Origin of the sequence: Catenovulum sp. SX2 (assembly GCF_052056295.1) — a bacterium.
In the GTDB taxonomy this organism is placed as follows: domain Bacteria; phylum Pseudomonadota; class Gammaproteobacteria; order Enterobacterales; family Alteromonadaceae; genus Catenovulum.
Genome location: NZ_CP182493.1, coordinates 286,622 through 309,438 on the forward strand (window position 1 = coordinate 286,622; position 22,817 = coordinate 309,438).

The following is a 22,817-nucleotide window of genomic DNA, read 5'->3' on the forward strand; positions in this document are numbered from 1 at the left end:
GATTAGCTAAGCGGCTTGAATTATTAAAGTTTTTTTAACTAATTAAGTACAAAAGTGCGTCTAAACCATGATTATTAATCGCAACATCTGCTTTTTGTTGAACTATAGGTTTAGCTTCAAACGCAATACCAAGCGCCGCAGCTGCCATCATAGTTAAGTCATTGGCACCATCACCCATAGCAATTGTTTGTTGATGTGGGATAGAAAATTGTTCAGCCAACGACAATAAAGTTTCAGCTTTGACTTGTGCATCAACAATGCGGCCGTCAACCTCACCTAACAAGACACCATCGGCAATTTTTAACGTGTTTGCCACTGCCGCATCTAAACCTAAATCATTTTTAAGTTTGTCAGCAAAATAAGTAAAACCACCAGAAGCAATAGCCACTTTCCAATTGTTTTGTTTTAACACCTTGATTAAACGCAATAAACCATGCATTAAAGGTAAGTTATTGGCAACAGTATCTAAAACGTCTACCGGACAGTTTTTTAAAGTAGCAACACGTCCACGCAAACTTTCAGCAAAATCTAATTTGCCTTGCATGGCTAATTCAGTCACTTTTGCCACTTCTTCACCAACACCTGCCAATTTGGCAATTTCATCAATACATTCAATTTTAATTGTGGTTGAATCCATATCCATCAGTACTAAACCAGGCTGTTGAATTTGTGGGCGCTGTGCAGCAAACCAAATCTCAATATTAGACTCAGCCGCAAAATCTACCAATTGGGCTTTTTGTTGTTCGCTAATTTCTGCAGATAAAGACCATGCTAAGCCGATGCCTTGTTCGCCGTCATGCACTGAAATTACACGTAACAGAGCAGAAGCAGTTTGCTCTGCAACTATCTGGCTGATAGCTTCAATTTGGATTGCATTAATGTTGTCGGCAAAAGCAATCAATTCAGCCTTATTTTGATGACCAACATAGGCTTGTATTTGGTATTTATTTACCTCAGCTAGATCAATTACCACTTGCTGGTTAGCAGCGATATTTAATGACTGAATTAAAGTTTTGTTTAGCATTAGGTTTGCAGCAGGCTCTGCAAAAGTTTGAAAATTTTCCACGCCTATACTCTATTTAAAAATTTTATCGCTAATTGTACTGAATAATCCGTTGGATTCATATAACCTATAGCTATATACAAAAACCAGTTAACGAGTGATATTTGGTGTCTAGACGTTATGCAGCAGCGACTGCCAGCCCAAAACGCTGGGTAGCTCGCAAAATTATCCAAGCTATGTTAGGTGCAACATTAATTGTTATTGCATCTGTTGTCTGGGTGCAGCATCAACAAGAACAAAGAGCACAAATGCGTCAGATACATTATCAGACGGGTTATGCGTATGCGACAACCTTTGCCGCCCAACTCAATTTAGATAATTTGGCTGACAGTGCCAATCAAATTTTAAACTTCGAGCAAAAACCAGCTTGGTTACACAATATTAGTTTGCACGACACTCAAGGCCGGATGATATTTGACCAATCAAATGATGATATTTTAATGCAATCTGGTGTATTGGAAGTTGATGGGATTAAACTCTTACCAATTGTTATTGAACTAAAACAGCAGCATAAAATAGCTGGTTATCTGCGTGCATCAATAAACTTAAGTCAGATGCAGCAAGCGCATGACGAGATAGTATTATCCAACAGTTCAAACAGCCGCTTGGTGTTCTTTTTAATTGCTGCTGCGGGTTTATTTGTTAGTAGAACTTTTTATAAAAGCACTGTGCAAAATAGTGAGTAAAGATTCTAAGATAGGTCGTTAATCGCACAAACTAAACAATTATCTCCAGCAATATTAAACTGAACATCCCAATTCACCAGTTTAACACCATAGGTTTTGTTATCCTCTTTGCCTTGTTTATATACAGGCCGTGGATCTTGCGCCAATACTTGGCAAACGAATTGTTTAAAACCCGTGTATTGCAGCTCACATATTTTGAGCTTACCCGCTAAATCCTCAGCAAACACGACTTTCAGCTTGCTTATTGGAGCATCTGTAGCAAACTGGCTACTTGCTTGTTGGATAACATCTGCATACGGAATATAAGGTTTAATATCTATGATTGGCGTGCCATCAACTAAATCTAATCCTTGAATGTGCAGGCGCAATTTGCCGTTGGGGAGTTTTTCGACTTTATCAAATGTTACAGATGACAAACCAACAGGATTTGGCCTAAAAGTCGAGCGAGTTGCTAAGACACCCATTTTTTTATTTCCGCCTAAACGCTGTGGCCGTACTTTGGCTTTCCACCCTTGTGCCGCGGTTTGATGGAAAATAAACACCAGCCATAAATGACTATAGGCCTCAATGCCTTCTAGCATATCTATATCACTGAAATCAGGTAAAAACTCAATGTAACCTTTAGCTAGCTTAACTAAATTGGCTTGGCGTGGAATGGAAAATTTTTCTTTATAGGGAGAAGATACATGACCAATGATTTGCATTGGCCATGTAGTTTGATTATTTGGCTTCATCTTGATTTATGCGCAGTGCATAAACTTTGCCTTCACGCGTTTGAATGTATGCGATGTTATCAACAATTTCAGCTTGTGCTAACAAAGCTTCCGAGCTCAATTGTGTTGAATATTTTATCTCTCCGGAATTGACGTCCAAGAAATAAACATAACCTTCAAAATCGCCAACAATCACATATCCATCTAAAACAGCTGCGGCTGTAACACGACGATTTCTAAGTTTAGTATTCGCCCATTTTTCAACACCGTTACGACTATCAACTGCGTAAATTACACTGTGATCATCACTAATAATTAATGAACCAGCATATAAATACATGTTCTGATAACCACGGTACTCTCGCTTCCATGCCAAACGTGCGTTACGAATATCCACCATGCTCAAAGAGCCACCAGCAGACAAAGCATATAGGTTAAAACCAGAGATAATTGGCGTTGCGTCAATATCTACAATACGCGCAAGTTCGGTTGCACCTTGAGCTTTCGCAATAGGTAAATCCCAAGCTAGCTGACCATTTTTAGCATTGTAAGTAATGATTTTTCCGCCAGCACTGCCAACAAAAACACCACCTTGGGTATAAGCTGGTGAAGACACGCCACGTAAAGTTAAAGAAGGTACATCTGATACAGATGTCCATAATACCTCACCGTTTTGCGCATCTATCGCAGCGGTTTTGCCAGAGCCTAAATTAACGATAACTTTACCATCTTCAGCTATGGCTGGAGCCAACACCTCACCTTCAACTTCAGCACGCCATTTTTCTTCGCCCGTTTTTTCATCAAGCGCAATAATTTGGCCGTTTTCAGTGCCTACGTATAAATGTTCATACGAAGCCACCATGCCAGAAATTCGAACTGCAGGTGTAGAATTAATACCAATCCAATTTAACCAACTGCCGTCAAGTTTACGTACGTCAACTTGCCAAATTTGATCACCGTTTTTGCTATCAAAAGCAACAACTTCTCCCTGCCTATCAGCGACGAATAACTTGTCGTAACCGTATGCTGGTTTTAGTCTTGAATAATATCCTTTAACACCATCGCCAACACTGTCATCCCAAACTTTTTTAACCGAAATCTGGTTGTTAATTTCAGGACGTGGTGCTGGTTGAGTGTCAGGGTTATCGTCGTTAGACGCACAACCGACCAACAAAGACAGCAATAACGCGACCTTGGTTAAGGCTTTAGTATTGATCATTACAATGCAACCGTACCATTATCCGTAGCTAAATTGTCTAACTTCATTTTAAGGCCAGGATTACCTGTTAAACCATCATTATCAGCAGCCAATTGGTATTGCTCACGAGCTTGTTCGATACGGCCTGCTTGGTAATCAATATCGCCTTTTAGCTCAGCAAACTGTGCAGTGAAAGCTTCTGTTTTTGAAGCAGTCAAGGCTTGATATGCTTGTTCAGACTGACCCAAAGCAACTTGCACACGCGCTAAACGCAATGTTGCTAAATCAACCACGGCTTGATCTTTACTATTAGCAACAACCCACTTTAGTTGCTCAGCAGCTTTTTCAAATTGTTTTTCTTCAACAAAAGATTTAGCCAATTTAAATGCCGCTAATACTGCAAAACCTGAATCGCCATTTTCTTGAATGAACGACTCTGCTTCGGCTTTTACTAAAGTATTGTCTTGTTCAATTTTGGCAAATTTTTGCGACATTGCTTCTTGATCAGCGATTGTTTTGTCTTGATACCAGTTGTAACCATAGATACCAACTAAGCCTGCAACAAAACCACCAATAAGCGCATTAGCATATTTTGATAAAAACTTTTTAATCGCTTCTTCTTGTTGTTCTTCAGTTGAATAAATATCCATTCTTGACCTCTTATAGCGCTTTATTTAAATAATCTACAAGCTGCGCTTGTTCTATTGTTGTTTGTTCTTCACTACTGCGAAGTGGTTTGATTGTTACTTTATTTTCGATAATTTCTTGTTCACCGAATACAAGCGCGATATCAGCACCACTTTTATCCGCTTTTTTAAACTGTTTCTTAAAGTTACCACCGCCACAGTTTAATTGAATTCTGCTATCTGGCAAGCTATCACGCAACTGCTCAATCACAGCAGGTGCTTGCAATTCGGCTTGTTCGCCTAACATAACAACAAATACATCAACCGCTTTGCGTACATCTTTGTCTAAACCTAAAGTTTCAAGCATTAACACTAAACGCTCTAACCCCATTGCAAAACCAACTGCTGGTGTTGCTTTGCCACCAAGCTGCTCAACTAAACCATCGTAACGGCCACCTGCACACACAGTACCTTGCGCACCTAAGCTATCAGTTACCCACTCAAATACTGTGTGATTGTAATAATCTAGGCCACGAACCAGTCGAGGATTGATAGTATATTCAATACCGAATGCATCTAAACGGGCACATAAACCTTTAAAGTGTGCTTTAGATTCTTCACCAAAATAATCATTTAACACAGGTGCATCTTTTAGTACTGCCTGAATTTCTTGATTTTTAGTGTCTAACACACGCAATGGGTTAGTTACCATGCGGCGTTTGCAATCTTCATCCAAAATTGATTCATGTTGTTGCAAAAAGTTCACTAACGCGTCGCGATAATTTGCTCTTTCTTCGTTAGAGCCTAAAGAATTGAGCTCAAGTTTCACTTTGTCAGCAAGGCCAAACTCACGCCAAAAACGTGCTGTCATAGCAATCACTTCAGCGTCGATATCAGGTCCGTTCATACCAAAAGTTTCAACACCAAATTGGTGAAATTGGCGATAACGACCTTTTTGTGGACGTTCATGACGGAACATAGGCCCCATATACCACAAGCGCTGAATTTGGTTATACAATAAACCATGTTCGTTACCAGCTCTAACACAGCTAGCTGTACCTTCAGGACGTAAAGTTAAACTGTCACCATTTCTATCTTCAAAGGTGTACATTTCTTTTTCAACTATGTCTGTCACTTCACCAATTGAGCGTTTAAATAACTCTGTCATTTCCACAATTGGCATACGAATTTCGCTATAACCATAACGGCTAACAACATTACGTAAGACATTTTCTACTTTCTGCCAAACTGGCGTTTGCTCCGGCAAACAATCGTTCATACCTCGAATGGCTTGGATATTTTTTGACACTATGAAATCCTGTGATAAATCGTTTTAATCGCGGCTTGTGTTAGCCAAACCGCGAATTATAGAAAAGTTAACGGCAAAGGTACAAGTGGTTATTCAACTGAATGAATTTCAATACGTTTGCTATCGTCTAATTTGTTGGCTTTTGCCCGAATGTGTTTTTCTAAGGTATCAACAATATTGCTATTGTCGATACGCTCTTTTTGTCGTTCGCCGTCTAAATAAAAACCACTTTTGTTTTGTGCACCAGCCAAACCGACATGCGAAACCAAGGCTTCACCAGGGCCATTTACCACACAACCGATAACAGAAACTGTCATAGGTGTGGTGATATCTTCTAGACGTTCTTCTAGCGCGTTTACCGTAGAAATTACATCAAATTCTTGACGAGAACAGCTTGGGCAAGCAATAAAGTTGATACCGCGCGAGCGAATGCGAAGTGATTTTAAGATATCAAAACCAACTTTAACTTCTTCAACTGGATCAGCCGCTAGTGAGATACGTAAAGTATCACCTATACCCTCATTTAATAATATACCTAAACCAATTGACGACTTAACCGCACCAGTACGTGCACCACCCGCTTCAGTGATACCTAAATGTAATGGGTTGTCGATTTGTTTTGACAATAAACGATATGAATCAACCGCTAAAAATACATCCGATGCTTTAACACTAACTTTAAATTGGTCAAAGTTAAGTCTGTCTAATATATCAACATGGCGCATGGCTGATTCTAATAATGCTTCTGCGGTTGGTTCTTTGTATTTTTCTTGAATGTCTTTTTCGAGTGAACCACCGTTTACACCAATACGAATTGGAATATTTTTGTCGCGCGCACAATCAACCACAGCACGAATACGCTGCTCGTTACCTATGTTACCAGGATTAATACGCAAACAATCAACGCCGTATTCAGCTACTTTTAATGCGATGCGATAATCAAAATGAATATCTGCAACAATCGGAATATCAACTCGCTGTTTGATTAATTTAAATGCTTCTGCTGCATCCATAGTTGGTACAGATACACGAACTAAATCTGCACCTACGTCTTGAATGCGTTTGATTTGTGCAACAGTTGCATCAACATCTGTGGTTAAGGTATTCGTCATAGTTTGCACAGCTATTGGTGCATCACCACCAATTGGCACTTTACCAACCCAGATTTTTTTAGTTTGTTTGCGTTTTATCGGTGTTTCACTAAACATAATTATTCAAGCCCTAACGGTAAACTAAAACGAGCTACCATGCCTTTTTTAAATTGATTCATGTCGATAGATTCGTCTTCAAATACAATATCAACTACTTCTGGTGCACCTAAGGTAATCTCATAAGGAGGTGCTGCATTTAAATAGATAATTCGCCCTTGCTCTTTCACCCCGTATGCAACTCTTTCACCATTTGAGTCGATAACGTTAATCCAGCAATCACCAGTAAAAGTCATCTGTAAATTGTGAACTTCTGCTTCGGTTAATAGATTTTCTTCAACGGCAGTCTCGGTTTCAGCCATGCTTTCATTCAAAACTGCATCATCTTGGTTTAAAGCCTCAGCGGAGACTTCGGTCACTTCAGTAGGCTCTGCAACAACTTGGCTTTGCATTTGAACGGGCGCTTGTTGCTCAACACTAATTGTTGTTGGCAAGGTTTGATTATCTGAGTTAACCGCTGCCGAGCTAGCGGGTAAAATACTGGCGGAATCGTCAACTACCGCTTCACGTTGTACCCACCACACCACAATAAGAGCAACTAACACCAAAATAATGCCGTAAGTAACTAACATTAAGCGACTATCATGCGCTTGTTGACTGGTTTTTTTCGAAAAGCTTTTTAACTTGTTTTCCGGTTTATATTCAACCGGTTGCTGCTGGTAATACAAAGCGATGATCTGATTTTCATCGAGTGACAATAGCTTGGCGTAAGCGCGTAAATAACCTTTGATATAAGTTGGTACAGGGATCAAAGTAAAGTCATCACTTTCGATACCTTGAATTACCGTTACTTTAAGATTTAAGCTGCCTGCAACATCCTGCTCAGACAAACCTAGTTTAATGCGAGCGGCTTGCAACACCATACCGACTGTTTCAGTTGGTTGCTGTACTTCACTCTCTTGTTCTTCAGTCAATTCTGTCATTGAGTCAACGCTTGCCTTAATTGTTGAGTTTCGGAACTTTTTGGAAAGTCGACAAATAAACGCCGTGCATATACGCTGGCAGCTCGCTTGTCACCTACTTGTTCGGCCAGTTGATAGGCACTATAAATAACACTCGGATTATTTTTTTGGACTAAATCTAGTTGCTGGACATAACGGTATGCTTTAGCAATATCACCATTATTTTTATGTAATTCAACTAATGTGCTTAGAGATTTTACCAGTTTTGCATTGTAACCAAGTGCGCTGGTTAGATACTTTTCAACTTGCTCTATGTATTCAGTTTTACCTGCACCATACAAACATAAACCCAAGTTCTCATATGTTTGGGCAACTCGAATATAGCTGTCTATCTCAACGGCCTGTAGAAACATTTCTTTCGCTTGCAGATAATGCCCTTGCTGACATAAAAATGCCCCATAATTATTTAATGCATCACCGTTTTTTTTATCCAAGGAGATAACTTTTTTGTATGCAGCATCCGCTTTATCAATCTCTCCCACAGTTTGATAATAATAAGCTAAAGAATAATGAGCTTCAGGGAGTTTAGGTGCAAACTCTAACGCTTTATCAAGATTATACTTAGCTTGCCCTGCATTGCCTTTTTGCAAATAAGTTAAGCCTAATGCGATACGATTTTTTGCAGCTTCAACAGGGGTTGACTGCTTCTCAACGACAGGTTTATCGCTGCCAACATAAGTTTTCTGACTTACACAAGCAGCCAATGCAAAAGATATTGCGATTACAGCTAAGAGATTAAACAATCTTAACATTCAAGTTTTCGCCTTTTTCCCTTTTTTTCAGCATACGTTTGGTTCGGTCAACAACATCACCAACCAATTGGCCACAAGCTGCGTCTATGTCGTCACCACGCGTACGACGCACTACTGTAGTAAAACCATATTCTGTTAGTACTTTTGCAAATCTATCAATACGAGAGTTACTAGAGCGTCCATACGGGCTACCAGGGAAAGGGTTAAACGGAATTAGGTTTATTTTTGATGGTGTACCTTTTAAGGTTTTGGCCAACTCATGCGCTTGATCCATACTGTCATTGATGTGATCCAACATCACATATTCTACAGTTACTTTTTCGTTGGCTTTAGAACCATCAATATAACGACGTGATGCTGCTAAAAAAGTTTCAATATTGTACTTTTTATTGATAGGTACAATTTCATCTCTCAGTTGATCGTTCGGCGCATGTAATGAGATAGCTAAAGCCACATCAACTTTTTCTTTTAATTTATCCAGTGCAGGGACAACACCAGAAGTACTGACTGTTACTCGACGTTTAGATAAACCAAATGCTAAATCGTCCATCATTAACTCTAGTGCTGGCACTAAGTTAGTCATGTTGAGTAATGGTTCGCCCATGCCCATCATAACTATGTTAGTAATAGGTCGTTTGTTAGTTACTTTTACTGGACCTATATCTTTAGCAACACGCCAAACTTGACCAATAATTTCACTTACAGATAGGTTACGATTAAAACCTTGCTGCGCAGTTGAACAAAAAGTACATTCAAGTGCACAGCCTACTTGGCTAGATACACATAAAGTTGCTCGCTCACCATCTGGGATCCAAACGGTTTCAACTTCCTGACCACCACGCAATTTCATTGCATATTTAATGGTGCCGTCGCTACTTTGTTGTTTAACTGCAATTTCAGGCCCTTCAACCACACATAACTCAGATAACTTTGCGCGCAAAGCTTTACTGAAGTTATTCATTTCCTCAAAATTATCCATGCCATAGTGGTAAATCCATTTCATTGCTTGGTCTGCGCGAAACGATTTTTCGCCCAAAGACGCAAAAAACTCACGCATCTGCTGACGCGACAAGTCTAATAGATTTATTTTTGAGGGGGTTGCTGACATCTAAAATTACCTATACTTCAATTTGGTTGGCAATTTTACGGCATTCCCTTGCGATTGCAAAGCGTTCTAGCGACTGTTTCGTCGGACTAATAGCTGTTTACTTCACTGTCTGCAAAAAAGTAGGCAATCTCTCTTGATGCACTTTCTGGACTATCAGAGCCATGAACCGCATTAAAGGTTACATTGTCACCGCCAAAATCAGCTCGTAATGTGCCGCGTAACGCTTGAGCAGGATCAGTAGCGCCTGCGATTTCACGGTATGCACTGATAGCAGATTCACCTTCCAACACCATAGTGACCACAGGTGCTGAAGTCATAAAGTTAATTAGTTTTTCAAAAAACGGCTTGCCGTCATGTTCAGCGTAAAAGCCCTGTGCTTGCTCTAAGGTTAATTTAACCATACGCATAGCAACAACTTTTAAACCTGCTTGTTCTAATCTGTGAATGATAGCGCCAATGTTGTGATCAACAATTGCATTTGGTTTGATAATAGAAAGGGTGCGTTCAATAGCCATGTTGACGTCCTGTTATTGTTTAACACACCCTCATCATAACAACATTGTTATGGGAAAGAACAGTTATATAACTGTATTTTTTAGCAATTTTATCCTAGTTTGCGCCAAATCAATGATTTTCGCTGACCATGTTAATGGTATATTTAGGAATTTCGACAACTAGGTCTTCGTTGTTAACACAAGCTTGACATCCTAAGCGAGATTCAGGCTCTAAACCCCAAGCTTTGTCTAACATATCATCTTCTAGTTCATCACTTTCTTCCAGTGAATCGAAGCCTTCACGAATAACAACATGGCAAGTTGTGCACGCACAGGATTTTTCGCAAGCATGTTCAATATCAATACCAGATCTTAAAGCGGCATCTAATACCGACTCGCCGTTTTCACATTCAACAACAGCACCATCTGGACATAACTCATCGTGGGGCAAAAATATAATTTGTGGCATGATTAAATCTCGTCTACTTTATGGCCTTGTAGCGCTTTACGAATTGACTGGTCCATTCGTGCAGCAGCAAAATCTTGGCTGTTATTGTCTATTAATTCAATTTGTTGTTTTATCGCATCAACATCTGAGCCTTGGCACAATTCAGCTAGCTTAGCTAAATCAGCTGTTAAGCTGTTGTACTCGTCTTCGCTCAATAAATGTTTATCTTGAGCAATCGCATTACCTAAAGATTCAAGCATGCGCTGAGCTTCAACAACTTGCTCGGCCAATTGTCGCGCTTTAACATCGTCTTTAGCATTGGCAACTGATGCTTGCAACATTTGTAATATTTCGTTTTCTTCCAAACCATAACTTGGTTTGACCTGAATACTTGATTGCACACCAGTCGATTTTTCCATAGCAGTTACCGACAACAAGCCGTCTGCGTCAACTTGGAAAGTCACTCGAATATGCGCAGCACCTGCCGCCATAGGTGGAATGCCGTGTAATTCAAATTTAGCCAGTGAACGACAATCTTTTACCAATTCACGTTCACCTTGGACTACATGCACAGCCATGGCAGTCTGACCGTCTTTAAACGTAGTAAACTCTTGGGCTTTAGCAACAGGAATAGTGGTATTACGTGGAATTATTTTTTCGCACAAACCGCCCATGGTTTCTAAACCAAGCGACAATGGAATAACATCGAGCAATACCATGTCTGAGTCTGGTTTATTACCAACTAAAATATCCGCTTGTAAACTAGCACCAATTGCTACTACTTGGTCTGGATCAATTGAGCTTAATGGCTCTTTGGCAAAATAATCAGCAACACGACTGCGAACCAATGGCACACGTGTTGAACCACCTACAAGGACAACGTCTTTAATATCTTCAGCTTTTAAGCCTGCATCTTTTAACGCACGGCGACAAGCAATCAATGTACGTTTAACCAAGGGCTCAACTAATGCTTCAAATTCGCTTTTGCTTAGAGTTAATGCAATTTGTGATTGATCATCTAGTTTTATAGAAAAATCGACTGAACTCGCATCAGACAACTGCTCTTTAACTTTTTTAGCTGTCTCTTTAACTACTCGACGCATTCTCGAAGAAAGCTGTGCAGGTAATTTTCCAGAGGCTTTGATCCAATCAACAATCACTTGGTCAAAATCATCACCACCAAGTGCGGAATCACCACCAGTCGATAAAACCTCAAATACGCCTTTTTCAAGTTTTAAAATTGAGATATCAAAGGTACCACCGCCTAAATCATAAACAGCAATTTGCCCTTCTTGTTTAGAATCTAACCCATAAGCAATTGCTGCCGCAGTCGGCTCGTTGAGTAAACGTAAAACTTTTAATCCGGCTAAACGCGCTGCATCTTTGGTACATTGACGCTGCGCATCATCAAAATATGCAGGCACGGTAATTACAGCACCTTGAATTTCATCACCCAAGCTACTTTCAGCTCGTGATTTCAGTGCAGCCAATATATCTGATGAAACTTCAACTGGTGATTTTTTACCTGCAGCAGTTGCGATTCGCGCTAATTCTTTAGCTTCACCAACAAATTGGTAAGGTAATTCAGGATAGGTTTTAACCACATCTTCAACTGAACGGCCCATAAAACGCTTAGCAGAAATGATAGTATTTTCTGGATCAGATTCTGCGTTTGCGAGCGCTTCAATACCCACCTGCACTTGCTCTGCACTATAGCGTACAACTGAAGGTAAAATAGTGTGGCCATTTTGATCAGCAAGTGTGCTTGCTTCGCCACTTCGTACCGTTGCAACTAACGAATTTGTCGTCCCTAAATCAATCCCAACTGCTAGTCTTCGTTGATGTGGAGCTTCTGACTGCCCCGGCTCAGAAATTTGTAATAATGCCATAGTGATAAAAAATTAATTTTGTGGGTTAAATATCGCTGACTTCGTCTTCTAGACGCTCTAACTCAACTTGGAGTTTTTTAATGAACTTAAGTTTACGCACTGCGTTTGCTGCTCGCTCATAATGGGCTGTTTTTAATTCACGGCCTATAGTCGCTTCTAATTCAACTTGCTCTTGTTCAAGTTCTTGTTCGAACTCGATAATGGCGTCATAGGGATCAGACAAAAGTCCTATGTCTTCAAGTTTCTCGCGATATTCCATTTGCTGCATTAAAAAACTAGGGTCTTTAACCGTAGTTGTTTCATGGCTAATGTCTAAACCAGCAAGCTTTAATAGGTATTCAGCCCGACTAACAGGAGATTTTAGCGTCGCGTATGCATCGTTGATTTCTGTCGCTTTTTGCAAAGCTAACAGCTTTTGCGATTCGTTTGCACTGGCGTATTGATCAGGGTGGAAAGCCCGTTGCAAATCTTTGTAACGGGCTGACAATGAATTGACGTCTAAGTTAAAGTCTGGCTCGAAGTTAAAAATTTCGAAAAAGTTCATAAGCTCGCTTATTCGCCTTTAAACGTGGAAACTTTCTCCGCAACCACATTCGTCTGTTACATTAGGGTTGTTGAACTTAAAGCCTTCGTTCAAACCTTCTTTGGTAAAATCTAACTCTGTGCCATCTATGTATAATAGAGATTTAGCATCAACAATTACCTTTACACCAAATTGGTCGAACACTTGGTCATCTTCGTTCACCTCATCAACAAATTCGAGTACATAAGCCATACCAGAACAACCAGAAGTTTTTACGCCTAAACGCAAACCTACACCTTTACCTCTATTATCGAGGAAGTGTCTTACACGAGTTGCTGCTGTTTCTGTAATGGTTACGGCCATATGTATACTCCTATATTCCGCTTACGAACTGTGTTTTGTTTTATAGTCGTCAATTGCCGCTTTAATAGCGTCTTCAGCTAAAATTGAACAGTGAATTTTAACTGGTGGTAAAGCTAACTCTTGCGCTATATCTGTGTTCTTGATTTGCGAAGCTTCATCTAAAGACTTACCTTTAACCCATTCTGTTACCAATGAGCTAGAAGCGATCGCTGAACCACAACCGTAAGTTTTGAACTTAGCGTCTTCGATAATGCCTGCATCAGAGATTTTAAGTTGTAACTTCATTACGTCACCACAAGCAGGTGCACCCACCATACCTGTTGCAACATTTGGATCATTTTTATCAAAACCACCCACGTTACGTGGATTTTCATAATGATCTATTACTTTATCACTATAAGCCATAATACTAACCTCACTTCTTAGTGGTGAACCCACTCAACATTATTCAAGTCGACACCATCTTTAAACATCTCCCATAAAGGAGACATTTCTCTTAATTTATCTATCGCATCTTTGATTACACTGACCACGTAATCAATTTCTTCTTCGGTCGTAAAACGACCAATGCTGAAACGAATTGAGCTATGTGCTAACTCATCATTTAAACCTAAGGCTCTCAATACGTAAGAAGGCTCTAAACTGGCAGATGTACAGGCTGAACCTGAAGATACAGCCATATCTTTTAATGCCATAATCAATGACTCACCTTCAACAAAGTTGAAGCTGACATTTAAGTTGCCTGAAACACGTTTTTCTAGTGAGCCATTTACATAAACTTCTTCTAAGTCACGTACACCAGCCAATAACTTTTCACGCAAAGCTAATAAGCGCTGATTTTCACTAGCCATTTCTTCTTTAGCAATACGGAAAGCTTCGCCCATACCAACAATTTGGTGTGTCGCTAAAGTACCAGAACGGAAGCCACGCTCATGACCACCGCCATGTGTTTGCGCCTCTAAACGAATACGTGGTTTACGACGAACATACAAAGCACCAATGCCTTTAGGGCCGTAAATTTTATGCGCAGAGAAAGACATTAAATCAACTTTCAATTGCGTTAAGTCAATATCAACTTTACCAGCACTTTGCGCTGCATCTACATGGAATACGGTTTTATTGGCGCGACATAACTCACCAATGGTTTCAATATCTTGAATTACACCGATTTCGTTATTTACATGCATCACACTGACTAACACTGTGTCTTCACGTAAAGTTTTTTTGAAAAGGTCTAAATCAATTAAACCGTCTTTTTGTACTTCTAAATAAGTAACTTCATAACCTTGACGCTCTAACTCACGGCATGTGTCTAATACTGCTTTGTGTTCAGTTTTAACCGTAATTATGTGCTTACCTTTTTTCTTGTAAAAGTTCGCAGCACCTTTAATCGCAAGATTATTTGATTCAGTAGCACCTGAAGTAAAGACGATTTCACGCGGGTCAGCGTTAACTAACTCTGCGATTTGACCACGCGCGATATCAACTAACTCTTCTGCTTGCCAGCCGAATCTGTGTGAGCGAGATGCAGGGTTACCAAAATATCCATCCATAGTTAGACATTGCATCATTTTTTCTGCAACACGTGGATCGACCGGTGTCGTCGCTGAATAATCTAGATAAATAGGTAACTTCATTAAAATCTCCGCTTAAAACTTTGTATACGCGATTACACGCGCGGGTCTACATCTAATTCGTCTAACGAAATTTGACCAAGAGCAAACGCTGAATGAGTGCGCTGCTTTTTATTCTGACGCTCAGCAACTTGTTTAACTTCTTGTTTATCAACAAGTTCCTGCAAGGTAATTTCGTTTAAAAAATTGGCTATACGATCACTTAACTCACGCCATAAGCTATGGGTTAAACATTGAACGCCGCCTTGACAGCCCTCTTTTCCTTGGCAACGAGTTGCGTCAACTGACTCATCGACTGCTACAATAATCTGGCCAATTGAAATATCATCTAGCTCACGTCCTAATAAGTACCCACCACCAGGACCTCTAACGCTAGATACAACCCCCTGCTTACGCAAACGGGCAAATAATTGTTCAAGATAACTTAGAGAAATGTCTTGGCGCTCAGATATATCTGCCAATGGAACTGGACCATTTTTAGCATGTAAAGCCACATCTAACATGGCGGTCACTGCATATCGACCTTTAGATGTTAATCGCATATTAATTTTCCATTTCTCTAAGTTGATAGCCGCTATTATCGCTTTTCCGAGTATTTTAGTCAAGTATTTACCTTAGTAAATTACTCAAGTATTAACTCTAAATCGAAACTGGTATAAGGAAGGTAAAATAGCTTTGCTAACGCAAATTAGGCGCGCAGTATAACCTGGTAATAAATCTGTGCAAGTTTAATTGCCTAATTGAAATGTATGTAGATTATTTAGGAAGATAATATTTCAGCCCTAATCGACTTAGCCTGGGCGGAATGATTTTTTGATTGTCCTTCATGTGGTGCAACAACCACACAGTTTCTGCCAGCTTGTTTTGCTGCATATAACGCCGCATCAGCATCGTTGAGCGATTCTTCAAACGAGAGTTTGCATCCCAATTGCTTAATGCCGATTGAAAGTGTTTTTTCAATTCGCTCGCCATTTACCGCAAAAGGACTGTTTCTATAAGTGTTAAGTATTCGAGCTGAAACCCTTTGTGCTGTGTGATAATCCCCTTCAATCACCACAAGGAATTCTTCTCCACCATATCGAAAAGCAAAATCTTGCCCACGGATTTGTTCCGCAATTATTTTTGCCGCATGCTGAATGAGTTTATCCCCGTGTAAGTGACCGTAGCTATCATTAAATGACTTAAACTTATCTAGGTCTATCATTACTAGCGTGAGGTTTTGTTGAGTAAAATCAACTTCATCTAGCTGCTTTTTAAATCCGTCATTCAAAAACCTACGGTTATACAATTGGGTCATAGGGTCTTTGTTACTGACTGAAGTTAAAATGAGTTTTTGCTCTTGCAAGGTTTTAATCTGGCTTTTGTAACGAATAGACCATTTAAATAGCGCATAAGTTAAAACAACAACACCTAAGTTGTTCGCAGCATTTTCAAAAACAAATGAAATGATCAGTGGCTGGATAGATATAAATTCGTCCAATAAATCATGGGTATGCCCACATAAAAGCAATAATAAACCGATAAAAAACCACTGAGATTCAGCAGTTTCATATGATTTTTTAGCAAGGCTAATATTAAAAGCTAACATTCCGAGTAAAAAGATTAGATTAAAAACCTCACTAAAAATATCGAAAATATTCTGCTCGGCTTCCATCACAGGCTGACTGATAGACATTAAATGAAATGACCAAAAGATTAATATAGTAATAAAAGCAATTAAGATGCGGATGTTTGTCATTAGTTGTAGTGCGGTATGGCAGAATTGCGACGAATTCTGCCAAATTTGTGTGACAGTTTTATTTCAAAAGTTATCAAATTCAATGAATAAAACTTTCGAGGGGAGCATAAATGAGAAATGGTCAATGATGATGGTGTTCTTCACCAACAACTTGTCCATCTGCTGTATACACGCCACTTGCGCCATGTTTTACAAAGCCAAGGTTGATCATCTTAAGTAAAAACGGATCACTTTCATTGTCACCTACGTCGATAAAATCTGTGGTATATAGTTTTGTTAAAGCGCTCAACACTGTATCGCGTTCAATCGAATTGGTAACGAGCTGAGTTAATTGAATTTGATCAACTACATGAGACTTGTGGCGCACAACTAATTTTTTAACCAAAGCATGATGATTTAGCCACTCAAGTTCTATTGAATTGCCATCTTGTTGCTTTTGGTATTTAGTTGTTAAGTCACAGCCCTGACCTGAAGTTGAAATTAAGGTCATGTCAGTTAACAGACTATTCGATATTAACTGCTGCTTTTCCGACCAATCTTTTACCGATTCTGGTAACTCATTCGGCTGGTATTCAATCCCTCGTTTATGTGTATCAAAATAACGGGTTAACTTGACCATACCTAATGAATTCTTTTCCCATAATTCACTGATATTAGTCGACAGATTTCTGTGTATCACTTGGTTTGGCGACAACCAAAGTTCAAAATTATAATTAACTTTCTTGTTTTGGATTTGATAAGTTGCACCAACAGCTTGTTGATTACATTCACTAGCAAATACGATTTGACTAGTGAATAAGGCAAAAAATATTGAGATAAAACGCATTTGAAAAACCATTCTAAATGGTAGGCAAGCCAAGATTAACTGGCTTGCCTACATATTGCTGAACTATATTGCTTAGTTACATTGATTATTGAGATATTGCTGCATTCGCTTGGTTAACTAAATCTGCTGCATAATCCATAACATGGAAAATTATGCTCTGCTCATTAGTCCCTGTTGCTAAAGCAGCACCTGGGCCGATTGCATAAATCCCAACATCTTCACCAGCATGCGTTTCTGAACCCATAGGGATCAGTGCCTCTTGGTGATAACCTGGGCTTTGGGTATCTACATTAGTAATGTCTTGTCGGCCTGCATTTTCCGGCTCTGCGTAACCTGCATCAGCATCCGTTTCTGAACCTAAATCCATAAAACCACGACCATTGGTGTAACCTAAGGTGGTGTAAGGCATACCATCACTTGCTGTAGCCGGTGTATCACTGCCCACGCCAACAACTTTACCTAATATTGGGTTGCCTCGTTTTGGATAACCCGCAATCGTAAATACATGGCTATGGTCGGCTGTGACTATAATTAGCGTGTCATCTGAACTGGTTAACTCTACTGCTTTTGCTACCGCTTCTGACAACTCTATCGTATCTTCTAATGCGTTATACGCGTTACCTGCATGGTGACCATGGTCGATACGGCCTGATTCAACCATCAAGAAGAAACCTTCAGTATTATTGTTTAATACTTTAATCGCAGTTTCTGTCATTTCAGTTAACGATGGCTCACCTGCAATATCATTTGCTCTGTCAGCTTCATAAGCCATGTGCGCTTCATTAAATAAGCCAAATACGCGCTCTGTTGTTTCTGTATCTATGCCATCAAAACCGCTTTGGTCCATTACGTAAACGCCATTTGGATACATACTTTTCCATTCTGCAGTTAAATCTCTATTGTCAGTGCGGTCGCCTTCTACCGAGCTAACTGCATCTGCACTATTAAACGCTGCATCTTTTGGTAAGAAGTGACGACGGCCACCGCCCATTGCAACCTCAATACCATCTACATCAACGTTAAAACGCGCTTCTAGGTTGGCTTCAAAGTTGACTAATTGTGAGGCGATATCTTCACATGCAGCTCTATCTGGATTATTTGCAACATCCATATCTGAAATATCTTCCCAGTTACGGTGTGCTGATTTTGCATATGTGGCTGCTGGTGTTGCATGGGTAATTCGGGCTGTTGAAATAATACCGGTAGATTTACCCGCCATTTCTGCTAACTCTAATGCTGTTACTAACTCGCGACCCGCAACTGATGAACAATCACCAAGCGTTGCTTCTTCCGATAAACCAACAACACCAACATCGTTTTTAACACCTGACATCATAGCTGTCATTGTCCCTGCTGAATCTGGCGTTTGTGCATCTACGTTGTAGGTTTTTGATAGGCCGGCAATTGGAAATTTGTCAAAACTCAGCTTGTTCTCTTCGCCTAACATGCCTTTCTTTTGTCCATCTAAAATGCGCGCTGCGGTAACAGTTGAAATACCCATACCGTCGCCAACAAACAAGATGACATTTTTGGCACTGCCACGCGCCATATTGATAGCGGCTTGCGCATCTTGCGCCTGCATTATTTGCATTTCACCGCTTTTAAACCATGGGCTATTAGCATGAGATTGTGGAAGTTCAATTTCGCCACGAGCCGCACTGTCGTCTTTATCGTCATCGTTAAAATCAAGATCAATTGAACAAGCCGTCACAGACAAAGCGATAAAAGTTGAAATAGCTGTATATTTTAAAGTTTTCATATTTGGCTTCCTTATTGTTTGCTGCTTGGCATTTTTTCGCTGAAGCCAAATGCCTTACTAATTACATGGAAAATAACATTTTGTTCAACAACACCTTGAACAAATTGAGCGCTCGGACCTTGTGCATGAATTGCCACATCTTCACCCGCGTGTGTTTCAGAACCAAGAGGAATAGTTGCCTCTTGGTGGTAACCTGGGCTTTGGGTATCTACATTGGTAATGTCATGTCGGCCAGCATTTTCCGGCTCTGCGTAACCTGCATCAGCATCCGTTTCTGAGCCTAAATCCATAAAACCACGACCATTGGTGTAACCTAATGTAGTGTAAGGCATACCATCACTTGCTGTAGCTGGTGTATCACTGCCTACGCCTACAACCTTGCCTAATATTGGGTTGCCTCTTTTTGGATAACCCGCAATTGTAAATACATGGCTGTGGTCGGCTGTTACTATAATTAGCGTGTCTTCTGAACTGGTTAACTCTACTGCTTTTGCTACCGCTTCTGACAACTCTATCGTATCTTCTAAAGCGTTATACGCGTTACCTGCATGGTGACCATGGTCGATACGGCCTGATTCAACCATCAAGAAGAAACCTTCTGTATTATTGTTTAATACTTTAATCGCTGTTTCTGTCATTTCAGTTAACGATGGCTCACCTGCAATATCATTTGCCCTGTCAGCTTCATAAGCCATGTGCGCTTCATTAAATAAGCCAAATACGCGCTCTGTTGTTTCTGTATCTATGCCATCAAAACCGCTTTGGTCCATTACGTAAACGCCATTTGGATACATACTTTTCCATTCTGCAGTTAAATCTCTATTGTCAGTGCGGTCGCCTTCTACCGAGCTAACTGCATCTGCACTATTAAACGCTGCGTCTTTTGGTAAGAAGTGACGACGGCCACCACCCATTGCAACTTCAATTCCATCTACATCAACGTTAAAACGCGCTTCTAAGTTGGCTTCAAAGTTGACTAATTGTGAGGCGATATCTTCACATGCTGAGCGCTCTGGATTATTTGCAACATCCATATCTGAAATATCTTCCCAGTTACGGTCTGCTGATTTTGCATATGTGGCTGCTGGTGTTGCATGGGTAATTCGGGCTGTTGAAATAATACCGGTAGATTTGCCCGCGATTTCAGCTAATTCTAGTGCTGTTACTAACTCGCGACCCGCAACTGATGAACAATCACCACGCGTTGCTTCTTCTGATAAACCAACAACACCAACATCGTTTTTTACACCTGACATCATAGCTGTCATTGTCCCTGCTGAATCTGGCGTTTGTGCATTTACGTTGTAGGTTTTTGATAGGCCTGAATAAGGAAAGGTTTCGAAGCTTAAGTAGCCTTCTTCACCTAGTTGACCAAGTTTTTGCCCTTTTAATATGCGAGCAGCAGTCAGAGTTGATACCCCCATGCCGTCACCGATAAATAAAATGACATTTTTAGCTTTGTGAGATTTGTCTTGATTTAGTTTAGTGGCAATTTTAGCTTGCGCATCTTTAAACCAAGTACTGTTTGCTTGGTTTGCTGGTAGAACATCTGCATTTGCATTTAACGCAAAAGAAGATGCCAACAAACCAAGAGCAGCTGACCAGTTTGTATTCATAGCTTTTTCCAATATTAAATGAAGTTATAGTTTTCACTTAAAATTATCCAAAGCTAACAAGTCATTTTTATGGCTAATTTATAAAACATATTTAAAACTAATATTAAATTTGCTTATAAATCAACCAAGTTTTTATTCTAAGGTTAGGATTAAAGTAGTGCGTAAAAACATCCAAAACTTGGCAAATACAATGAGTTTTTATCTAAGTCTGCTGTATGCAAACATTGTGGTGTCATGTCCGCCTTACAAACAATTTCGCCTAAATCTAAATTAATGTCGCTATTAGATAAGTTAAAACAGCACAAGACTTTCTCAAGGTTACCGCCTGCCGTTTTAGCAATACGATAAAATGCCAAAACATCTTTATGCAAATCGATAAATTCTATATCACCCTTAGTTAATACGTGCGACTGTTTGCGCCACGCCATAAATTGACGATAGGTGTTTAACACAGAGTTTTCATCTGACTCTTGTAAATCAACACTGATGTCAGCGTGAGTTGAATCCACCGGTAACCAAGGTTTTCCATTAGAGAAACCTGCATTGATAGCCTTGTGTTGCCATGGCATAGGCGTTCTACAGCCGTCACGCCCTTTAAAAGTTGGCCAGAATTCAACACCGTATGGGTCTTGTAAATCTTCAAAGGCCACATCAGCTTCTGTTAAACCTAACTCTTCACCTTGATACAAACAAACGCTGCCACGTAATGAACACACCATAGCCGTGATCATTTTGGCAAAGCGTGCTTTTTGTGTTGCTGTTGCATTGGCAATATCACCCCAACGTGTCGCTACTCGCTCAACGTCATGGTTGCCAACCGCCCAACATGGCCAGCCATCACCTAATGCATTTTCTAATGTTTCAACTGTACTGCGAATATAATCAACTGAATAATCTTTGGTTAATAATTCAAAGCTGTAAGTCATGTGCAAACGGTTATCACCTTTAGTGTATTCCGCCATAGTTGCCAAAGAATCTTCTGAAGCAACTTCACCTAAAGAGACACTGCCAGGATAAGTATCTAACAAAGCGCGTAAACGCTCGATAAAACCGATATTTTCAGGTCTATCATTGTTGTAATAATGATATTGATATGCGTAAGGGTTATCTTCACTAAAACCTCGCCCTGCTCTTTCGTCTTCAGGTTTTGCAGGGTTATCACGTAATTCTTGATCGTGGAAACAGAAGGTAATTGCATCTAAACGCAGGCCATCTACGCCTTTTTTCAGCCAAAACTCTATATTGTCCAAAACAGCTTGTTGAACTTCGGGATTGTGGAAGTTTAAATCTGGCTGACTGTCTAAAAAGTTATGTAAATAATACTGACGACGGCGTGAATCCCATTGCCAAGCCGGCCCGCCAAAAATAGATAACCAGTTGTTTGGTGGTGCACCACAAGGTTTAGGATCTGACCATACATACCAATCCGCTTTATCATTGGTTTTATTTTGGCGACTTTGTTCAAACCATGCGTGTTGATCAGAAGTATGACTCAAAACTTGGTCAATCATGACTTTAATGTCACGAGCATGAGCTTGTTCAATCAGCTGTTCAAAGTCACCTAAATCGCCAAATATAGGGTCGATTGCACGATAATCGCTAATGTCATAACCAAAATCTTTCATAGGTGATTTAAAACAAGGTGACACCCAAATAGCATCTACCCCTAAACTAGCAATGTAATCTAACTTAGCGTTAATCCCCGGAATATCACCGATACCATCGTGATTACTATCCATAAAACTGCGTGGATAAATTTGATAAATAATGGCACCGCGCCACCAGTCAAGATTAGCTGACATTAAACAACCTCATGATTCAAAAACGTGCCAACACGTCTAATTTCTAAAACAACAGCCACATATTGTATGTTTCTTGATTGTTAAAGAGTAGTTTGAGTGA

23 protein-coding genes are annotated in these 22,817 nt (G+C 39.9%); 1 reads left to right on the plus strand and 22 read right to left on the minus strand.

Annotated features, from left to right (window positions below; all coding sequences use genetic code 11):
• Window positions 1-34: 34 nt before the first annotated feature.
• Window positions 35-1,066 (minus strand): phosphoserine phosphatase SerB, encoded by a 1,032-nt coding sequence (gene serB, locus ACMZOO_RS01245; RefSeq protein WP_440904908.1) that lies wholly within the window; start codon window positions 1,064-1,066, stop codon window positions 35-37.
• 104 nt (window positions 1,067-1,170) lie between these two features.
• On the opposite strand from serB, the gene ACMZOO_RS01250 reads away from it, so the two are divergent.
• Window positions 1,171-1,749, plus strand: coding sequence for a hypothetical protein (locus ACMZOO_RS01250; protein WP_440904909.1), 579 nt, complete (start codon window positions 1,171-1,173; stop codon window positions 1,747-1,749).
• A gap of 5 nt (window positions 1,750-1,754) precedes the next feature.
• Here ACMZOO_RS01250 and tsaA read toward each other — a convergent pair whose 3' ends face one another.
• From tsaA to ACMZOO_RS01355, 21 genes are all read right to left on the minus strand, one after another.
• A complete protein-coding gene (tsaA, locus tag ACMZOO_RS01255) occupies window positions 1,755-2,483 on the minus strand; it encodes a tRNA (N6-threonylcarbamoyladenosine(37)-N6)-methyltransferase TrmO (protein ID WP_440904910.1) in 729 nt (242 codons plus the stop codon).
• The gene (gene bamB / locus ACMZOO_RS01260) at window positions 2,470-3,681 is read right to left on the minus strand and encodes an outer membrane protein assembly factor BamB (RefSeq protein ID WP_440904911.1); all 1,212 of its coding nucleotides are present in this window, start codon (window positions 3,679-3,681) and stop codon (window positions 2,470-2,472) included. Before bamB ends, tsaA begins: the two co-directional genes overlap by 14 nt.
• The gene (locus tag ACMZOO_RS01265; protein ID WP_440904912.1) at window positions 3,681-4,310 is read right to left on the minus strand and encodes a YfgM family protein; all 630 of its coding nucleotides are present in this window, start codon (window positions 4,308-4,310) and stop codon (window positions 3,681-3,683) included. The genes bamB and ACMZOO_RS01265 overlap by 1 nt, the downstream gene beginning before the upstream one ends.
• A gap of 10 nt (window positions 4,311-4,320) precedes the next feature.
• Window positions 4,321-5,595, minus strand: coding sequence for a histidine--tRNA ligase (hisS, locus tag ACMZOO_RS01270; RefSeq protein WP_440904913.1), 1,275 nt, complete (start codon window positions 5,593-5,595; stop codon window positions 4,321-4,323).
• A gap of 89 nt (window positions 5,596-5,684) precedes the next feature.
• A complete protein-coding gene (gene ispG / locus ACMZOO_RS01275) occupies window positions 5,685-6,803 on the minus strand; it encodes a flavodoxin-dependent (E)-4-hydroxy-3-methylbut-2-enyl-diphosphate synthase (RefSeq protein ID WP_440904914.1) in 1,119 nt (372 codons plus the stop codon).
• A 2-nt stretch (window positions 6,804-6,805) separates the two neighbouring features.
• Window positions 6,806-7,726 (minus strand): RodZ domain-containing protein, encoded by a 921-nt coding sequence (locus ACMZOO_RS01280; protein ID WP_440904916.1) that lies wholly within the window; start codon window positions 7,724-7,726, stop codon window positions 6,806-6,808.
• Window positions 7,723-8,517: a type IV pilus biogenesis/stability protein PilW gene (pilW, locus tag ACMZOO_RS01285; RefSeq protein ID WP_440904917.1), complete on the minus strand. Its 795-nt coding sequence runs from the start codon at window positions 8,515-8,517 to the stop codon at window positions 7,723-7,725. The genes ACMZOO_RS01280 and pilW overlap by 4 nt, the downstream gene beginning before the upstream one ends.
• Window positions 8,501-9,625 (minus strand): bifunctional tRNA (adenosine(37)-C2)-methyltransferase TrmG/ribosomal RNA large subunit methyltransferase RlmN, encoded by a 1,125-nt coding sequence (locus ACMZOO_RS01290; RefSeq protein ID WP_440904919.1) that lies wholly within the window; start codon window positions 9,623-9,625, stop codon window positions 8,501-8,503. The genes pilW and ACMZOO_RS01290 overlap by 17 nt, the downstream gene beginning before the upstream one ends.
• An 86-nt stretch (window positions 9,626-9,711) precedes the next feature.
• On the minus strand, window positions 9,712-10,140 hold the full coding sequence (gene ndk, locus ACMZOO_RS01295) for a nucleoside-diphosphate kinase (protein ID WP_440904920.1): 429 nt from the start codon (window positions 10,138-10,140) through the stop codon (window positions 9,712-9,714).
• A 109-nt stretch (window positions 10,141-10,249) separates the two neighbouring features.
• The gene (fdx, locus tag ACMZOO_RS01300; protein WP_440904922.1) at window positions 10,250-10,588 is read right to left on the minus strand and encodes an ISC system 2Fe-2S type ferredoxin; all 339 of its coding nucleotides are present in this window, start codon (window positions 10,586-10,588) and stop codon (window positions 10,250-10,252) included.
• A gap of 2 nt (window positions 10,589-10,590) precedes the next feature.
• Complete coding sequence (gene hscA / locus ACMZOO_RS01305) at window positions 10,591-12,456, minus strand: Fe-S protein assembly chaperone HscA (protein ID WP_440904923.1); 1,866 nt, start codon at window positions 12,454-12,456, stop codon at window positions 10,591-10,593.
• A 25-nt stretch (window positions 12,457-12,481) separates the two neighbouring features.
• Window positions 12,482-13,000, minus strand: coding sequence for a co-chaperone HscB (gene hscB / locus ACMZOO_RS01310; protein WP_440904925.1), 519 nt, complete (start codon window positions 12,998-13,000; stop codon window positions 12,482-12,484).
• Window positions 13,001-13,018: 18 nt separating this feature from the next.
• Window positions 13,019-13,342: an iron-sulfur cluster assembly protein IscA gene (gene iscA, locus ACMZOO_RS01315; RefSeq protein ID WP_440904926.1), complete on the minus strand. Its 324-nt coding sequence runs from the start codon at window positions 13,340-13,342 to the stop codon at window positions 13,019-13,021.
• Window positions 13,343-13,363: 21 nt separating this feature from the next.
• A complete protein-coding gene (gene iscU, locus ACMZOO_RS01320; protein ID WP_016954973.1) occupies window positions 13,364-13,747 on the minus strand; it encodes a Fe-S cluster assembly scaffold IscU in 384 nt (127 codons plus the stop codon).
• A gap of 17 nt (window positions 13,748-13,764) precedes the next feature.
• Entirely contained in the window at window positions 13,765-14,979 is a 1,215-nt protein-coding gene (locus ACMZOO_RS01325; protein WP_440904927.1) for an IscS subfamily cysteine desulfurase, read from the minus strand.
• A 32-nt stretch (window positions 14,980-15,011) separates the two neighbouring features.
• Window positions 15,012-15,518: a Fe-S cluster assembly transcriptional regulator IscR gene (iscR, locus tag ACMZOO_RS01330; RefSeq protein WP_016954971.1), complete on the minus strand. Its 507-nt coding sequence runs from the start codon at window positions 15,516-15,518 to the stop codon at window positions 15,012-15,014.
• Window positions 15,519-15,736: 218 nt separating this feature from the next.
• Window positions 15,737-16,714, minus strand: a complete 978-nt coding sequence (locus ACMZOO_RS01335; RefSeq protein ID WP_440904929.1) for a GGDEF domain-containing protein — start codon at window positions 16,712-16,714, stop codon at window positions 15,737-15,739.
• A 121-nt stretch (window positions 16,715-16,835) separates the two neighbouring features.
• Window positions 16,836-17,540, minus strand: coding sequence for a hypothetical protein (locus tag ACMZOO_RS01340; RefSeq protein WP_440904931.1), 705 nt, complete (start codon window positions 17,538-17,540; stop codon window positions 16,836-16,838).
• An 85-nt stretch (window positions 17,541-17,625) separates the two neighbouring features.
• Complete coding sequence (locus tag ACMZOO_RS01345) at window positions 17,626-19,299, minus strand: alkaline phosphatase (RefSeq protein ID WP_440904933.1); 1,674 nt, start codon at window positions 19,297-19,299, stop codon at window positions 17,626-17,628.
• Window positions 19,300-19,310: 11 nt separating this feature from the next.
• Window positions 19,311-20,915 carry an alkaline phosphatase gene (locus ACMZOO_RS01350; RefSeq protein WP_440904934.1) on the minus strand — a complete coding sequence of 535 codons (1,605 nt, stop codon included), beginning with the start codon at window positions 20,913-20,915 and terminating at the stop codon, window positions 19,311-19,313.
• Window positions 20,916-21,064: 149 nt separating this feature from the next.
• Window positions 21,065-22,717, minus strand: coding sequence for an alpha-glucosidase (locus ACMZOO_RS01355; RefSeq protein ID WP_440904936.1), 1,653 nt, complete (start codon window positions 22,715-22,717; stop codon window positions 21,065-21,067).
• Window positions 22,718-22,817 lie beyond the last annotated feature (100 nt).